11 protein-coding genes and 1 pseudogene are annotated in these 17,212 nt (G+C 69.6%); 6 read left to right on the top strand and 6 right to left on the bottom strand.

All coding sequences use genetic code 11. The features are described 5' to 3' along the window. Window positions 1-1,461, bottom strand: a complete 1,461-nt coding sequence (locus ACWH49_RS13805) for an RNB domain-containing ribonuclease (RefSeq protein ID WP_448171969.1) — start codon at window positions 1,459-1,461, stop codon at window positions 1-3. 105 nt (window positions 1,462-1,566) lie between these two features. Here ACWH49_RS13805 and ACWH49_RS13800 point away from each other — a divergent pair, with 105 nt between their 5' ends. The 5 genes from ACWH49_RS13800 to ACWH49_RS13780 all read left to right on the top strand — a co-directional run bounded on the left by ACWH49_RS13800 (window position 1,567) and on the right by ACWH49_RS13780 (window position 9,898). After that, a complete protein-coding gene (locus ACWH49_RS13800; protein ID WP_448171968.1) occupies window positions 1,567-3,267 on the top strand; it encodes an NAD+ synthase in 1,701 nt (566 codons plus the stop codon). 3 nt (window positions 3,268-3,270) lie between these two features. Continuing rightward, window positions 3,271-4,335, top strand: a complete 1,065-nt coding sequence (locus tag ACWH49_RS13795; protein WP_448171967.1) for a bifunctional nicotinamide-nucleotide adenylyltransferase/Nudix hydroxylase — start codon at window positions 3,271-3,273, stop codon at window positions 4,333-4,335. Between the two features lie 73 nt (window positions 4,336-4,408). Continuing rightward, complete coding sequence (locus tag ACWH49_RS13790; RefSeq protein WP_448171966.1) at window positions 4,409-7,120, top strand: LuxR C-terminal-related transcriptional regulator; 2,712 nt, start codon at window positions 4,409-4,411, stop codon at window positions 7,118-7,120. A 322-nt stretch (window positions 7,121-7,442) separates the two neighbouring features. Then, complete coding sequence (gene arsA / locus ACWH49_RS13785; RefSeq protein WP_448171965.1) at window positions 7,443-9,461, top strand: arsenical pump-driving ATPase; 2,019 nt, start codon at window positions 7,443-7,445, stop codon at window positions 9,459-9,461. Between the two features lie 26 nt (window positions 9,462-9,487). Then, on the top strand, window positions 9,488-9,898 hold the full coding sequence (locus tag ACWH49_RS13780) for a DUF302 domain-containing protein (protein WP_448171964.1): 411 nt from the start codon (window positions 9,488-9,490) through the stop codon (window positions 9,896-9,898). Between the two features lie 331 nt (window positions 9,899-10,229). Here the strand turns inward: ACWH49_RS13780 and ACWH49_RS13775 are convergent, their stop codons facing one another. From ACWH49_RS13775 to ACWH49_RS13765, 3 genes and pseudogenes are all read right to left on the bottom strand, one after another. Next, window positions 10,230-11,324, bottom strand: a complete 1,095-nt coding sequence (locus tag ACWH49_RS13775; RefSeq protein ID WP_448171963.1) for a porin — start codon at window positions 11,322-11,324, stop codon at window positions 10,230-10,232. 55 nt (window positions 11,325-11,379) lie between these two features. Beyond that, window positions 11,380-12,351, bottom strand: coding sequence for a Bug family tripartite tricarboxylate transporter substrate binding protein (locus ACWH49_RS13770; protein WP_305815375.1), 972 nt, complete (start codon window positions 12,349-12,351; stop codon window positions 11,380-11,382). Window positions 12,352-12,399: 48 nt separating this feature from the next. Continuing rightward, window positions 12,400-13,446, bottom strand: a pseudogene (locus ACWH49_RS13765) (4-oxalomesaconate tautomerase); the annotation flags it as partial. Between the two features lie 94 nt (window positions 13,447-13,540). Between ACWH49_RS13765 and ACWH49_RS13760 the strand changes: the two are divergent. Then, entirely contained in the window at window positions 13,541-14,455 is a 915-nt protein-coding gene (locus ACWH49_RS13760; protein ID WP_448171962.1) for a LysR family transcriptional regulator, read from the top strand. On the opposite strand, the gene dctA is transcribed toward ACWH49_RS13760, so the two are convergent. Next, entirely contained in the window at window positions 14,449-15,780 is a 1,332-nt protein-coding gene (gene dctA / locus ACWH49_RS13755; RefSeq protein ID WP_448171961.1) for a C4-dicarboxylate transporter DctA, read from the bottom strand. The two genes, ACWH49_RS13760 and dctA, sit on opposite strands and share 7 nt — an antisense overlap. An 80-nt stretch (window positions 15,781-15,860) precedes the next feature. After that, window positions 15,861-17,207, bottom strand: a complete 1,347-nt coding sequence (gene pcaB / locus ACWH49_RS13750) for a 3-carboxy-cis,cis-muconate cycloisomerase (protein WP_448171960.1) — start codon at window positions 17,205-17,207, stop codon at window positions 15,861-15,863. Window positions 17,208-17,212 lie beyond the last annotated feature (5 nt).

Genomic DNA, 17,212 nt, shown 5'->3' with positions numbered 1-17,212 from the left:
TCACCCCGCCCTTCTGAAATCGATGAAGCCGCGCGCCGCGTCGACGCCGACCAGCTCGACCTTCGGCTTGTCGCCGACATCCAGCCCCTCGAAGCCCTGCACCACCCGTCCCTCGGCCACCGGCCGCGTGGTCCGCACCCAGGTGCCCTTGGCCGACACGCCGGTGACGATCGCGGAGAACGTCTCGCCGATGCGCGGCGCGAGCAGCAGCGCGGCCGCCGACTTGCGCACCTGGCGCTCGACCTTGTTCGCGTTGTCCTCCTGCGCGGTGCAGTGCGCGGCGAGCTCGATCAGCTCCTCGTCGCCGTAGGGCGGCGGCTCGCCCTTCAGCGCCGCCTTCAGCAGCCGCTGCGTGATCAGGTCAGGGTAGCGGCGGTTCGGCGCGGTCGAGTGGGTGTAGTCGTTGACCGCCAGGCCGAAGTGGCCGGGTGCCCGGTGGCCGGGCCGCGACAGCATGTACTCGCCGGAGCCGAGCAGCTTGACGATGGTCAGCGACAGCTCCGCGAAGCGCTCCGGCGCGGCCAGCCGCCGCCGCGTCAGGAATGCATCCAGCGCGAGCGGGCTCGGCTCGGCCGGCAGCTCCTCGCCATGGCCGGCGGCGATCTCGCGGATGCGCTGCCAGCGCGCCGGCTCGCGCAGGAAGCGCCGCAGCGACGGGAAGCCGCGTGCGTCGAGGAAGCGTGCGGTCACGCCGTTGGCCGCGATCATGAAGCCGGCGATCAGCTCCTTCGCGCGGTTGCCTTCGTCGGCGCGCAGGTCGGTCAGCACGCCGTCGCTGTCGAACACCGGCCGCGCCTCGGGCGTGTTCAGCCCGAGCGCGCCGTGGCGCCGCCGCAATTCCTTGAGCGCCTGGCCGGCGCGGTCCTGCGCGCGCAGCTGCTCCTCGAGGCCGGGCAACGCGGCGACCTTGGGCGGCACCGGCGCCTCGCCGTCGAGCCAGGCCGCGACTGCGTTGTAGGTCAGCTGCGCGCGGTTGCGCACCACGGCGCGGTAGACCTGCGGGTCGGTCGGCGCGCCCTCGCCCGCGCCGCTGACGACACCGATCTCGATCACGACCGCCGCCCGGTCCTCGTGCTCGTTCAGCGAGCTCAGGTCGGTCGACAGCCGCAGCGGCAGCATCGGGAACACGCCGGCCGCCGTGTAGACCGAGGTGGTGTTGGTGCGCGCATGCCTGTCGATCGCATCGCCGGGGCGCACCAGCGCGTCGACGTCGGCGATCGCCACCAGCATGCGCTGCACGCCGCCGGTCTCGGGCAAGGCGACGGTGAGCTGGTCCAGGTCGCGCGAGTCGTCGTTGTCGATCGAGCACCAGAGCAGCTCGCGCAAGTCGCGCAGGGCCGGGCCGGGCGCGGCGGGCGCATCGTCCAGCGCTTCGGCCTCCTGCCGCGCGGCGGCCGGGAAGTCGGGCTGCAGGCCGCGCTGGCGCATGGCCTCGCGGGCCAGGTTCAGGAGTGAGTCCATGGGCGTGAGGTGCGATTCGGAGCGGCGATTGTGGAACACCAGCGCGCGCCCGGTGCGTGCCGCCGCGCGGCGCTACAGTGGCCGCAGCATTCCAGGAGGATCCCGATGCTGACGATCACCGTCGCGCAACTGAACTACACCGTCGGCGACATCGAGGGCAACGCGCAGAAGATGATCGCCGCCGCGCGGCAGGCCGCGCAGGCCGGTGCCGAGTTGGTCGTGTTCACCGAGCTCGGCCTGACCGGCTACTACCCGGCCGACCTGCTCGAGGAGCCGGGCTTCATGCAGCGCGTCGACGACAGCCTGGGCACGCTCCTCGACGCCTCGCGCGAGCTGCCCGCGCTGCACTGGGTCATCGGCGCGCCGCAGGGCCGCGAGGGCGCCGGCAAGCAGCTGCAGAACGCGCTGCTGGTGCTGTGCAACGGCGCGGTCGTGCGCCGCTACGCGAAGCAGCTGCTGCCGACCTACAACGTGTTCGACGAGCACCGCCACTTCGAGCCCGGCCCGGACGTGGCGCGCGTGCTGCGCATCGGCCACACCCAGGTCGGCCTGCTGATCTGCGAGGACGGCTGGAACGACGCCGGCCTGGCCTACGCGGTGAACCCGTTCGCGCGCCTGGCCGACGCCGCGCCGGACCTGGTGGTCTCGATCAACGCCAGCCCGTCGGAAGTCGGCAAGCGCGAGCAGCGCCACCAGGTCTTCGGCGCCGCGAGCCGGCGCCACGGCCTGCCGCTGCTGTACGTGAACCAGGTCGGCGGGCAGGACCAGATCGTGTTCGACGGCGCGTCGTTCGCCGTCGAACCGGAGCGCGGCGTGACCTTCGAGGCGCACCGCTTCGTCGAGGACGTGACCACGCTGCGATTCGACCAGGGCCGCTTCCTCGCCCGCGACGGCGGCGCGCTGCCGCCGGTCGACCCGCACGGCCTGCCGACGATGGCGTTCTACCGCGCGCAGATCGTGCTCGGCCTGCGCGACTACGCGCGGCGCTGCGGCTTCCGGCAGGCAGTGGTCGGCTCGTCCGGCGGGATCGACAGCGCGCTGACGCTGGCGCTCGCGGTCGAGGCGCTCGGTGCGGACAACGTCGCCGCCGTCACGATGCCGTCGGTCTGGTCGTCGACCGGCTCGGTCGACGATTCGGTCGTGCTGTGCCGCCACCTCGGCATCCCGCTCGCGACCCACCCGATCGCGGCGCTGGTCGACGACTACGCGCAGCAGTTCGAGGCCTCGTTCGGCCAGACGCTCACCGGCCTGCCGCTGGAGAACCTGCAGGCGCGCATCCGCGGCACGGTGCTGATGGAACACTCGAACGCGTTCGGCCACCTGCTGCTGACGACCGGCAACAAGTCGGAGCTGTCGGTCGGCTACTGCACGCTGTACGGCGACACCAACGGCGGCCTCGGGCTGCTCGGCGACCTGTACAAGACGGAGGTGTTCGCGCTGGCGCGCCATGTCAACGAGGCCGCGGGCCGCGAGCTGATCCCGGCCGCGATCATCGACAAGCCGCCGTCGGCCGAACTCGCGCCTGGCCAGCGCGACACCGACAGCCTGCCGCCCTACCCGGTGCTCGACGAGATCCTGAAGCTGCTGATCGAAGGCCGGCGCCTGGCGCGCGCCGAGTACGACGCGGCCTATGCGTTCGTCACCGAGCTGCGCGCGCGGCCCGAGGGCGAGGCGCTGGTGCAGCGCGTCCGCGCGATGATCGCGCGCAACGAATACAAGCGCCGGCAGGCGCCGCCGATCATCCGCGTGCGCTCGCGCGCCTTCGGAGTCGGCCGGCAGATGCCGATCGCGGCGAAGTTCGTCTGACGCATGAACGGCGCCACGCAGCCCGATGTCGCGGTCCTGGTCGGCCGCTTCCAGCCCTTCCACAACGCCCACCTCGCGCTGCTGCGGCGCGCGCTCGCGGTGGCGCCGCAGGCGATCGTCGTGATCGGCTCGGCGCACCAGGCGCGCACGCCGAAGAACCCGTTCACGTGGACCGAGCGTGCCGAGATGATCCGCCTCGCGCTGACCGACGACGAGCGTGCGCGCGTGCGCTTCCTGCCGGTGCGCGATTACTACGACCAGGCGCGCTGGTTGCGCGTGGTCAGCGCCGAGATCGACGCGCTGACCGGCGGCCACCACGCGAATGTGGCGCTGGTCGGCCACCTGAAGGATGCGACCAGCGAGTACCTGCGCGGCTTCGCCGGCTGGCCGTTCGTGCCGGTCGAGCGCCTGCCGGGTGCCGGCGGCACCGAGCTGCGTGACACGCTGTTCGCCGCCGAGCCGGACCGGCTCGACGCGACGCTGGCCGCGCTGGTCGACCAGGCGCCGGCGAGCACGCTCGAGTTCGTGCGCGCCTGGGCCGGGCTGCCGTTCATCGCCACGCTGCGGCACGAGTGGCAGATGCTGGTCGAATACCACGCGGCGTGGCGCGGCACGCCCTACCCGCCGGTGTTCGTGACGGTCGACGCGGTCGTGCGCTGCGCCGGCCACGTGCTGCTGATCCGCCGCGGCGCACCGCCCGGCGAAGGCCTGTATGCAGTGCCCGGCGGCTTCATCGATCAGCGCGAGACGGCGTATCAGTCGGCGCTGCGCGAGCTCGCCGAGGAGACGCACCTGGCGCTGCTCGGCGACACGATGCAGCGCTGCCTGCAGGCGACCGCGGTGTTCGACCACCCCGACCGCAGCCTGCGCGGCCGCACCATCACCCATGCGCACTTCTTCGACCTGGGCGACCGCGAGCTGCCCGAGGTGCGCGGCGGCGACGACGCCCGCTCGGCCGAGTGGCTGCCGATCGAGGCGGTCATGGCGCTCGAAGACCGCTTCCACGACGACCACTTCCACATGCTCGACCACTTCCTGCAGCTGACCACCGAAGGCCTCGTGCGCTGACGGCGCGGCGGCACCGCCCACGAATGCGGGTCTTTGCAGTGCGGCCCCGGCACTGCAGAATCCGGGGCCCACGATGGACGCCCCGCGTTTCCCCACCACCAAGATCCAGCCGCCGCGCTCGCGCGCCGTGCGGGTGGATCGGCCGCTGCTGGACGCCACCGTCACCGAGGCGCTGCTCGACTGCCGCCTCGTCCTGCTGCAGGCCCCCGGCGGCTTCGGCAAGACCTCGACGCTGGCCGCGCAGCTGGCGCGACTGCCGGCCGGCACCGCGCTGGCCTGGGTCTCGATGGACGAGGACGACGATCCGCGCCGCCTGCTCGCCTGCCTGGCCGCCGCGCTCGAGCCGCACGACCTGCCGTGGCGCACCTCGCCCGAGGCGCTGGTCGCGCAGCTGGTCGACGACGGCGTGACGCTGCGCCGCGCCGTCGCCGAACTCGTGAACGCGCTGGCCGGCGCCGAGGCCCCGCGCGGCGTGATCGTGCTCGACGACCTGCACCGCGTCGCGCTGGCACCGACCCACGCGATGCTCGACGCGCTGATCGCCCGGCTGCCGCCGAAGTGGACGCTGGTGCTGTCGACCCGCGTCGTGCCGCCGCTGGCGCTGGCGCGGATGCGCGTGGCCGGCGAGCTGGCCGAGTTCACCCAGGACGACTTGCGCTTCAATGCCGGCGAAGCCGCGGCGCTGGCCGGTGCCGAGGCGAGCGCCGCGGCGCGCGAGCGGGTCGACGAGCTGTTCGAGCGCACCCAGGGCTGGCCGGCCGGTCTGCAGCTGTGCCTGGCCGCGATGCGCACCCGGCCCGGCGCGGCCGGCGGGTTGGCCGCGGACAGCGGCGCGCGCATGGACCGCCACCTGTTCGAGTACCTCGCGACCGAGGTGCTCGACGACATGCCCGCCGCCCTGCACGACTTCCTGGTGCGCTGCTCGGTGCTGCCTGAACTGACCGCGGCGCGCGCCGCCGCCGTCAGCGGCGATGCGCGCGCCGCCGAGCGCCTCGACGAGATCGAGGCGCGCGGCCTGTTCGTCACCGCACTCGAAGCGCACGAGCGAACGCTGGTGCTGCACGACCTGTTCCGCGACGCGCTGCACGAGCGGCTGCGCCGCCGCTTCGCCGACGAGCTGCCGCAGTTGCTGAAGCGTGCCGCCGCCGGCGAGACCGATCCGCTGCGCCGCGTCGGCTACCTGCTGCGCGCCGACGACTGGGCCGGTGCCGAGGCCGCGCTGGTCGCGGCCGCGCCCGAACTGTTCCTGGGTGGCGGCGGCGGCGAGGTCCAGCGGCTGGTCGCGCAGTTCGAGCCGGAGTGGCGCAACGCGTCGCCGCGGCTGCTGCGGCTGGCCGGCATCGCCGCGTGCCTGCGCTGGCAGTGGACCGAGATGGCTCGTTGCATGGAGGACGCCGCGCAGGCCGCGGAGGCGGCCGGTGACACCGCCGAACGGCAGCTCGCACAGGCCTATCTGGCGCTGGCCGTCTACCCGCTCGGTCGCAACGCGCAGAGCGAGACGCTGATCGCGCAACTGCGCGATCCGGCGCAGCCGCCGTTGAACGCGGTGGCGCGCCGCGTGATGCTGATGGCCGATGCGAACCAGCGCTTCCGGCGCGGCGAGCACGCGGAGCTGCCGGGCGTGTTCGCCGAGGTGATGGATTCGCTCGAGGCCGGCGCGGGCCTGTACGACTGGTGGGAGTGCGTGCCCGCGAACAGCTGGGCCACGGTGCGCGGCATGCGGCTGCAGATCCTGCGCTACGTGCGCGGCGCGCTGGCGCGGCTCGGCGACCGCGCGCTGCCGATGCGCGGCGAGGTGCAGATCAAGCGCGCGCTGGCCGAGCTGTGGTCGGGCCGGCTCGACAACGCCGCCCGCGAAGCCGAGCGCGCCGAGGCCGACATGCACTGGCTCGCCTGCTCGGCCGAAATGGAGATCAGCGTCGAGCTGTTTCGCGTGATCGAGGCCGGCTTCCGCGGCCGCCGCGACGAGGTCGCGCGCCGGCTCGACACGCTGTTCGTCCGCGAGGATTCGAGCACCGAGGAGCGCCGCAGCCTGTGGCTGCACCAGGTCGCGATCTACGGCGTGCGCGTCACCGACGCGATCGACGGCGACCCCGCGACGCTGCGCCGCTGGGCCGCGCACCTGCTCGAACGCCCGCTCGAGGACCCGTCCAGCGACAGCGCTCGCGCGGTCGCCACGCGCGCCCGCTACGCCGCGGCCCAGGGCCGCTGGGCCGACGCGATGCCGCTGTTCGACCACCTGCTGCCGCGCGCCGACCACATGGACGTGAACGGCCAGGCGATCGAACTGCGGCTGCGCTGCGCACACGCCCGCCTGCGCTGTGACCGCCTCGACGACGCCGCCGACGCCGCGCGCCCCGCGCTGCAGCGCATGCGCGACGAGGACGAGCGCGGTCACGCGCTGATGTGCGGCGTCGCGGTGCTCGCCGCGCTGGCCGAGGCGCCGTGGGAGGCGCGCCTGGCGCCCGAGCTGCAGGACGAGTTGCGCGCCGTCGCGCGCCTGGCGGCCGAGCTGCGCGTGGAATCGACAGCGGTCATGCCCGCGGACTGCGCGAAACAGCCGTCCGCGGCGGCGGCGTCCGCCGACAGCCGCGACGATGGCCTGCTCAGCAGCCGGGAGCGCGAAGTCCTCGAACGCATCGCCGCCGGCGACAGCAACAAGTTGATCGCCCGCGCACTGGACATCAGCCCGCACACCGTGAAAAGGCATGTCGCGAACATCCTCGACAAGCTGGGGCTGGAGTCGCGCGGGCAGGCGAGTGCGTGGTTGCGCGAGCACGCGTGACGCTGCCGAGGGCCGACTCAGGCGAAGACGCCAGCGGCGCAAGCAGCCGCAGCGCGCCAGTGGCCGGCGACGAACACCGTGGTCTCTGCCGGGCGCCCGGCGGCCGAAAGGCTGAACGACATCACGTCGACACCGAGCTTGGCAACCTCGGTTGACGCTGCGCGACGGCAGCGAGAACAGGCACCGAGAGAGCGGCGGCAACCGCGATAGGTGATGCCTGTGGAGCGGTGGCGAACAGACGCCACCCTCCCGCCCCGCAAACTGATCGAGGTCAAAGTGTGTCGGCATCGGGCGCAGCATAGTTCCCGCAGAGGACACAACCATGAAGATCAAGGTTCTGGGATCGGGCTGCAGCAAGTGCCAAAGCACCGTCGGCATCATCGAGCGCACCGCCCGAGATGCAGGTGTGGAAGTCGAGATCGTCAAGGTCGAGAATCCTGACGAGATCAGGGCCTATGGTGCGCATGCCACACCGGCCGTCGTCATCGCAGACCAGGTCGTCCACAGCGGCGGCATTCCGTCGCATGAGGACGTGAAGTCCTGGCTCAAGCCCACCAGCGTCGGCTGCATCGACCACCCCACCCGACATCTCTTCTTCACCGGCAAGGGCGGCGTGGGGAAGACCTCGCTATCAACAGCCGTGGCGCTGACGCTGGCCGACTGCGGCAAGAAGGTGTTGCTCGTCAGCACCGATGCCGCGTCCAACCTGGACGAGATGCTCGGCATCGAACTGCGCAACACGCCGGTCCCCGTGCCCGGCGCACCCGGCCTGTCGGTGCTCAACATCGACCCCGACAACGCGGCCGAGTCGTACCGCCAGCGCGTGCTGGCGCAGATGGGCGCGGACGCGACCGCTGAGGAACTTTCGACGGTTCGAGAGCAGCTGTCGGGTGCGTGCACGACCGAGATTGCCTCGTTCGACGAGTTCTCGTCCCTGCTCGCCGACGGCGCGCAAGCCTGGGACCACATCGTCTTCGACACAGCGCCGACGGGGCACACCCTGCGCCTGCTCAGCCTGCCCAAGGCATGGACCGGCTTCTTGGACGGCAACGACCGCGGTGCCTCGTGTCTCGGGCCGCACTCGGGCCTGAAGATGCAGGAGGTTCGGTTCAAGGCCGCGCTGGACGCGCTGAGTGACCCCGCGAAGACCACAGTCGTCCTGGTGACCCGGCCTGAGCGCGGCGCCATTGCAGAGGCGGCGCGCACGTCTGTTGAATTGCGCGAGCTGGGCCTGAACAACCAGCGCCTGGCGATCAACGGCGTGTTCCACGCCGGTGACCGCAGCGACGCCGTGGCTCGTGCGATCGAGGACCTGGGGCAGCAGGCACTGAAGGATCTGCCCGCATCGTTGAGCGCGCTCCCGCAAGACAGGGTCCCGTTGCGCCCCTTCGACACGGTCGGGTTGCCGGCTTTGCGCGCCCTGCTGGTTCCCGGAGCCGGACCCGCGGCACTTCGGACGAAACCGCACGACGGGGATTTCGAGGCTCTTCCGGGACTCGCGACGCTGGCTGATGACCTGGCCGCGGCCGGTCATGGCCTGATCATGGTGATGGGCAAGGGCGGTGTCGGCAAGACCACCGTCGCCGCAGCCCTTGCAGTCGGCCTCGTGCAGCGCGGCAAGACCGTGCACTTGAGCACGACCGATCCGGCAGCGCACCTGATGAGCACGCTGGACGGTGACCTGCCAGGCCTGAAGTTGAGCCGCATTGACCCCAAGGTCGAGACGCAGTGCTACATCGACAAGATCATGGACGTTCGGTCCCCCCAGCTCGACGCGCAGGAGCGGGCCTTGTTGCTGGAGGATCTGCAATCGCCCTGCACCGAAGAGGTGGCGGTCTTCCACGCGTTCTCGCGCATCGTCAGCGAGGGTCGCAGTGCCTTTGTCGTGCTGGACACTGCGCCCACCGGACACTCGATGCTGTTGATGGACGCGACCGGCGCCTACCACCGGCAGACGACGCGCGAGTTCGAAGGCCATGGTGCGGCGCGCGTCGTCACGCCGCTGATGCGACTCCAGGATTCGACGTACACGAAGATCATCCTGGTCACCTTGCCTGAGGTGACGCCGGTGTCGCAAGCCGCTGCGTTGCAGGACGACTTGCGGCGCGCCGGCATCGAGCCGTATGCCTGGGTGCTCAACAAGAGCGTGCTGGCGGCGAGAACGCGCGATCCGTTGCTGCAGGCCAGGCTGGCAGGTGAACGCAAGCAGATCGCGCGCATGTCAGCAGGTCTCGCCCAGCGTCTCTACACGTTGCCGTGGTTGTCGGTACCACCAATCGGTCTTGCAGAGTTGTCGAAGCTGGTGTGCACGCCAATGCCCGCGGCCGCCGCAGCTGCCTGAATAACGGCTCAAACCGGAGGTTCACCATGTACGGATTCACCACCATGCTCACGGGCGTTTCGTTCGACGAGGCCATCTTGAAGACCACGTCCGCGCTGAAGGCAGAGGGCTTCGGCATCCTGAGCGACATCGACGTCCAGCACGCGATGAAGGAGAAGCTCGGCAAAGACATGCCGCCTTACCGGATCCTCGGGGCCTGCAACCCACCGCTCGCATACCAGGCCGTTACTGCCGTGCCCGACATCGGCCTCCTGCTGCCGTGCAACGTGATCGTCCGCGAAGAGGCGCCGGGCCGGGTCGTCGTCGGATTTCTCGATCCGCAGATCATGGTGAACTTGGTCGGCAAGCCGGAAGTCCGGTCGGTGGCCGATGCTGCCGAGCAGCGTCTGCGTCGGGTCTGCGAGGGCCTGGGCGGCAGTGCGACCGAGACCACCTGAGCGAGTTCGGCATTCGCGTAGTCGGCCGGGTCCGGATGGTGCGCCACGCGGACCGATAGGGACTGGCATGCCCCGGATCTTGGACACGCTTTGACGGAGGGAGCACTGTCAGGTCACGGGACGTTCGGGACGACGCCACAGCGGTATATCCAGGATCGTCGATCGGAAGAGGCGGTGAGAGTCCTCCAGTCGGACCAACAATCGTCCATTGCGGATGTGCGCTGGCGTGCGGCTTTTCCGATCACACATGACGGAACTGATGCGCGTCGGCTCCAGACCACGCCGGGCGCACTTGAAGCATCGCAAGGAGCCGCCCTTCGAGGCTGGTGCATCAGAAGCTGTGCCGGAGCCCCGCCTCATAGCCACTGGACGTGCCACCCGCTTTCGGCGCAGCCGAGCCGCCGGGTACGGCGAAGGTGGCGGCCCCCTTGTTGCTGATGCGAGACGCGGTCGCGTACAACGCGGAGCGCTTGGACAGGTTGTACACGTAGCCGAGCCCCCATTGGGTCGCGTCCGCCGTGCCGATGTTCGTTGCGCCGACACGGCCGTCGAGGTCGGCTTTCAGGTATGACAGCTTCAGGTCGCCGAGACCGATCGGGACCACCGCCACCAGCAGCATGTTCGTCTGGCGCGGGCTGCCGAGGCTGAACCGGCGCCACGCCGCGCTGAGCTTGACGACGCCGAAGTCGTACGAGGCGCCGAGCGTCGCGTCCTTGAACTTGTCCGCCACGGTCGCGCTGTTCTCCGTCTGCGTCAACGCAGCGCTGACGACGATCGCGCCCGACGCGTAACCGAGCCGCGCGCCCATGACCTTGTGCGTGCCGCTCGCCGCGACGGCGCCTTCGCCGGCAGCCACCATCAAGCCGCCCTCGATGCCCGCCGCATTGGCCGGCAGGATGTACTGGATCGAGTTGCTGGACCGCACCGTGGTGTTGGCAGCGCTGCCGAAGGCGGACCGGATCGGCCCGGCGGGGCTGGCGCTGACCAGATTGTTCGATCCCGCGACGCCGACATAGCTGAACGGATCGAAGCGCGTCCAGCCGACATAGGACGGGACGAAATCGCGGCCCGCTCGCAATTCGCCGAGCGTCCGGCTGGCGAGGCTCAAGGTCGCCCGCCGGTCGAAGAACTGATTGCCGCCCACGTTGCTGCCGGTATCGAGCAGCATGCCCGATTCCAGATGGAAGCCGGCGCTGAGTCCGTCCCCCAGGTCCTCGATGCCGCGAAAGCCGATGCGGCTGGTCGAGTTGCTGCCGCTGACGAGCGAACTCATCGCCGCGGCGCCCTCGTTGTGCACGCTGCGCGCCGCCAGATCGGCAATGCCGAACATCGTGACCGAAGACTGCGCCCGCGCCGACCCGGCGAGCGCGCCGAGGGCGGTGACGGCAAGGGACACGGCCAGGCGTGTGAACGGGCGATCGATCATGAGCTGTCTCCAGTTGAGTTGTTATCGGAACGGCGTTCCCGGCACGACCGCGGGATCATTCCGCCGTGAGCTTGGCCTTCTGCACGACGCCCTTCCACTTCACGAGCTCGCTTGCGACCAGCGTGCGCAGTTGTTCGGGCGTGCTGGTCGAGACATCGGCGCCGTGGTCCTCCATGCGCTTGATCACTTCCTTGTCGCTGAGGACCTGGTTGAGCGCCTTGTTCAGCTGGTCCACCACCGCCTTCGGCGTCTTGGCCGGCGCGAAGATGGCGTACCACTGCGTCACATCGACGCCATCGACGCCGGCCTCCTTGAGGGTGGGCACGTCCGGCAGGCTGGCCACGCGCTTGGGCCCCGCAACGGCCAGGGCCTTGAGCTTGCCGTTCTTGATGAACGGGTACGCCGTGAACAGGCTCGGGAACATGAACTGCGTCTGGCCGCCGATCGTGTCGCTGATTGCAGGCGCCGCGCCTTTGTACGGAACGCCGAGCATGACGACGCCGGCGTTCAGCTTGAAGAGCTCGGCCGCGAAGTGCGGCGCCGTGCCGTTGCCGGCCGACGCATAGGTGTACCGGTCGGGCTTCGCCTTGAGTTGGGCAACCAGGTCCTTCACATCCTTCACGCCGACTGCGGCATTCGCGACCATCAGCGTCGGCGAGTAGCCGACGAGCCCGATGGGCTCGAAGTCGTTCACCGGGTCGTACTTCAGCTTCTGCAACGCCGGATTCATGCCGTGCGTCGCGATGTAGCCGAGCATCAGCGTGTGGCCGTCGGGCGTGGCGCGGGCGACGAACTCGCTGGCGATCGACCCGTTGGCGCCGGCACGGTTGTCGATGATGATCGTCTGGCCGAGCAGCGGGCCGAGCTTCTGGGCGATGGTCCGCGCCATCGCGTCGTTGCCGCCGCCCGCAGCGGTCGGAACGACGATGGTGATCGTCTTGGTCGGAAAGGCCGCCAGCGCGGCCGGCGCCGTGAGAGCGGTGATCCCTGCGGCGAGCGCGGGGGCAATGAGTTGCTGCAGGTTCATGGTGTCTCCGTGGGTCGGTCTTGAGAAAACGTAGTCGGGGATATGCAGTTCCCCTTGGAAGATCTTTCGGGCGGTGCGGACCAGCGAGGCCGTGCGGATGGTCGCGGTCTCGCCGCTGCCCTCGAGCTCGACTTCGACGTCGATCTGCCCGGCGGGATGCAGCACCACGATCGCGCGCTTGCCGCTCCCGGGCCCGGGGCTGCTCGCCACCGTCCCCGGCAGGGCGAATGCGCTGGCGACGCCGATCGCGCCGGTCGCCGCATGGGAGGCATGGCATCGCCGGGGCGTGAAGTAGCGCGAGGTGATGCTGTCGCTGCCGTAGCCGTCGCTGACCAGCACCGGCTTCGGGATCACGCTGGCCGAGACGTCGCCCAGGCCCATGCGCTCGCCGGCCAGCAGCCGCAGCGCCTCGAGCCTGACGAGCAGCGCGGTGTTCGCGTCCAGCTCCGCGGGCGTCTCGGCGCCGGTGACACCCAGGTCCGCGGCCCTGACGATCATCAGCGGCATCGCCGCGTCGATGCAGGTGACCGCCGTGCCGTCGATCAGGTCGATGCGCTGGCCGGTCGGGAAGACGCTGCCGGTGACGGCGCCCCACGCGTCGAGGAAGTTGAGGCGGATCGGTGCGGCCGTGCCCGCAACGCCATCGATGCGCGCATCCCCGTCGTAGGTGATGCGCCGACCCGGCGTGTTCACCGTCACGTCGATCCGCGAGCGGGTGTTGACGTTGAACACCCGCGCCGTGGTGGTGCCCTCCGTCGCCTCGACCAGCCCCTGCTCGATGGCGAACGGCAGCACGCCCGACAGCATGTTGCCGCAATTGGGTCGCGTGTCGACCGAGCGCTGGCCGACGCCCACTTGCGCGAACAGGTAGTCCAGGTCGCAGCCTTCCTGAGCCGAGCGGGAGACGATCGCCACCTTGCTGTTGAGCGTGCTGCCGCCACCCACGCCGTCGAGCTGCAACGGGTCGGACGCGCCCACGGCGCCGATCAGCACCTCGTCGCGCGTGGCGTCGTCCTCGGGCAGCCATTCCCGCAGGAAGAACGGACCGCGCGATGTTCCGGCGCGCATCAGGACACAGGGCAGGCTCTTGTTCATGGACGGGATCATCGCGGCCAGATACTTGCCTGTGAATTGCGTAATTGGGATCGATTGATGCACACTGTCGATCACTCCGAGGGAGCGAGATGTCATGGCGATCAACTTCGATCTGAACGACCTGCAGGCCTTTCGGGCGGTGGCCGAGAGCAGCAACTTCCGCAAGGCGGCGGAGGCGATCCATATCTCGCAGCCCGCCTTCAGCCGGCGCATCGAGAAGCTGGAGCAGGCGCTGGGCGTGCGTCTGCTCGATCGCACGACGCGACGCGTCAGCCTCACCGCCGTCGGACGCGAGTTCGACCGCAAGGTGCAGACCCTGCTCGACGATCTGGACAACACCCTGCTCGGCATCCGGGGCATCGCCGCGACGCGCATGGGCGAAGTGACGATCGCTTGCGTGCCGTCGACCGTCTACTACTATCTGTCGCAGGTGATCTCGCGCCATCACGAGCGCTACCCGAAGATCCGCATCAAGGTCTTCGATGCGAGCGCGAACGAGGTGCTCTCGGCGGTGGCGCGCAGCGAGGCCGACTTCGGCCTCAACTTCATCGGCAGCCAGGAACCGGACATCGAGTTCAAGCCGCTGCTCGAGGAGCGGTTCGTCGCCGCCTGCCGGCGTGACCACCCGCTCGCGAAGAAGCGGCGCGTCTCGTGGACGGAACTCGCCGAGTACGACTACATCTCGGTCGGCAAGTCGTCGGGCAACCGGCTGCTGCTCGACCAGGCGCTGTCCGGTCTGGCCAACGGCCCGCAGATCCTGTTCGAGGCCCAGCACGTGACGACGTTGCTCGGGCTGGTGGAAGCGGGCCTGGGCGTCGCGGCGGTGCCCTCGATGGCCATGCCGGCGGCCGACCATCCGCTGCTGGTCAGCGTGCCGCTGGTCGATCCGGTCATCACGAGGCGGATCGGACTGATCCGCCGCAAGGGGCGATCGCTCTCGCCTGCCGCACTCCAGATCTACGAGTTCTTCACCGAGATGAAAGGCCAGCGGCGCGTGCGACCTCAGTGAAGTGCGCTGACCGGCAGCGTGCCGGCCGGTGCCGGGACCATGCCCGCGCCGTCTTCTTCGAGCGCCTCCTCGGTGCGGCCGTAGTCGACGCCGAGTTCACGCTGCAGGGTCTCGCGGTCGCAGGCGTTTTCCCAGATCGACACCACGATGCAGGCCACCGCATTGCTGATCGTGCTGGTCAGCGCCCGGGCCTCGGACATGAAGCGGTCGATGCCGACGATCAGCGCGACGCCGGCCACCGGCAGGTCCGGCATCACGGTCAGCGTGGCGACCAGCGCGACGAAGCCGCTGCCGGTCACGCCTGCCGCGCCCTTCGAGGTCAGCAGCATCACGCCGAGCATCGAGAAGATCTGCGCCCACGACAGCGTGATGTCGCAGGCCTGGGCGATGAACATCGAGGCCAGCGTGAGGTAGATCGCGGTGCCGTCCAGGTTGAATGAATAGCCCGTCGGCAGGACCAGTCCGACGACGCCCTTCTTGCACCCGAGACGCTCCAGCTTCACGAGCAGGCGCGGCAGCACCGGCTCGCTCGACGAGGTGCCGAGCACGACCAGAAGTTCCTCGCGGATGTAGCGCATCAGCTGCCACAGCTTGAAGCCATGCATGCGCGCCAGCAGGCCCAGCACCACCGCGACGAAGAAGATGCACGCCACGTAGAACGTGCCGATCAGCAGGCCCAGCGAACCGATCGACTTGATCCCGTAGCGGCCGACGGTGAACGCCATCGCGCCGAAGGCGCCGAGCGGGGCCAGCTTCATGATGAAGCCGAACGCGGCGAACAGCATGTGCGAGAAGCCGTCGATGCTGTCGAGCACGGGGCGTGCAGCCTGGCCGATGCGCGTCAGACCGAAGCCGCACAGCACCGCGAGCAGCAGCACGGGCAGCACCTCGCCCTCGGCGAAGGCGCCGAAGAACGAGTGGGGAATGATGTGCAGCGCGAACTCGGTGAAGCCCTGCGGCGCCTTGTTGCCGAACTTGGCGGCCACCGACGCGTCCAGGTGCGCCGGGTCGATGTGCATGCCGTGGCCCGGCTGCAGCAGCATCACCGCCGCCAGGCCGGTGAAAAGCGCCAGGATCGTCAGCACGTAGAACAGACCCATCGACTTCAGCAACGTCTTGCCGATCTCCTTCGAGTCGTTCAGCGACGTGATGCCGCTGACGATCGTGCAGAACACGATCGGCGCGATCATCATCTTGACGAGCTTGACGAAGCCGTCGCCGAGCGGCTTCAGCGCCGCGCCGAACTCGGGCCAGTAGTGCCCGACGGTGATCCCGATCGCCAGCCCGATCAGGACCTGGACGTAGAGGTGTTTGAGGTGTTTCATGGCGTTGTCTCCTGCGGCGAATGGCGTGCGACGGCGAGCCGGTCTGTGCCGGCCTGATGCCTCTCGGCGGCGTGGGTGGGCTAGCGCAACTTGCTCAGCACCCGGTCCACCATCACGCCGGACTGGCCGAGGTAGTTGGACGGATCACAGAGCCTGGCGAGCGCGGCGCGGTCGAGGTGCTTGTTGATCTCGGGGTGCTCGCACAGCAGGTCGAGCAAGGGCCGCTTTTCCTTCACGGCCACGCGGCAGATGTCGTAGACCAGGTCGTGCGCGTACTCGCGGCCGATGAAGTTGCCCAGGCCCATCATCACGGCCTCGCTCATCACCAGCCCACCGGTCATGTCGATGTTGGCGCGCATCTGCGCTTCGTCGACCTCCAGCCCGTCGAGCACGAAGCGCGTCTGCTTCAGCGCGCCGGCCATCAGGCAGAACGCCTCCGGCAGGACGATCCACTCGATCTCCCACGGGCCGGTGCTGCGCTCGTGGTCGGCGATCATCGCGTCCATCAACGCCGCCGCGTGCTGGCGCACCACGGACACCTGCGCGTGGATGTAGCAACTGCTGATCGGGTTGCGTTTCTGCGGCATCGTGCTGCTCGAGCCGCGGCCGTGCGCGAACGGCTCGAAGACCTCGCCGACCTCGGTCTGCATCATCAGCTTCACGTCCATGCTGAATTTGCCGAGCGTGCCGCCGACCAGGCCGAGGAAGCAGCCGACCTCGGCGATGTTGTCGCGGATCGTGTGCCAGGCGATGTCGGGCTGGCCGAGGCCGAGTTCCGCCATCAGCCCGGCCTGCGTTTCCATGGCCCCGGTGGCGAGCGACGCGAGCGTGCCGGCCGCGCCGGCGAACTCACCCACCAGCACGCGTGGACGCAGCTGCTCCAGTCGCGTGCGGTGCCGCTCGATCGCCGACAGCAGCCCGGCCATCTTGTAGCCGAAGGTCACGGGGATGGCCTGCTGCAGGTTGCTGCGGCCGATCATCGGCGTCAACCGGTGCTTGCGCGCCAGGTCGGCCATGGTCTTCGAGATGGCGGACAGGTCGGCATCGACGAGCGCGAGGGCCTCGCGGATCTGCAGCACGGTCGCGGTGTCGGTGATGTCCTGCGTGGTCGCGCCCCAGTGCACGTATTCACCGAGCTTGTCGCGGCACAGGGCGTTGAGCTGCGAGACGACGCCGAGGATCGGGTAGCCGATGCGCTCGGTTTGCGCGCGCAGTTTCACCATGTCGATCTGGTCGAGATGGCAGTGGCTGATGATCTCGTCGGCCGCCTCTTGAGGAATCAGCCCGAGCCGCCCCTGCACCTTGGCGAGCGCGCGTTCGATGTCGATGTACTTGCGGGTGCGGTTCTCGTCGGACCAGACTTCGCGCATCGCATCGCTGCTGAAGATGCCCTGGAAGATCGTCGAATCGATGATGGTGGATGCCATGCTTG

Source organism: Rhizobacter fulvus (assembly GCF_964020785.1).
This window is presented reverse-complemented; position numbering and strand designations above follow the sequence as displayed.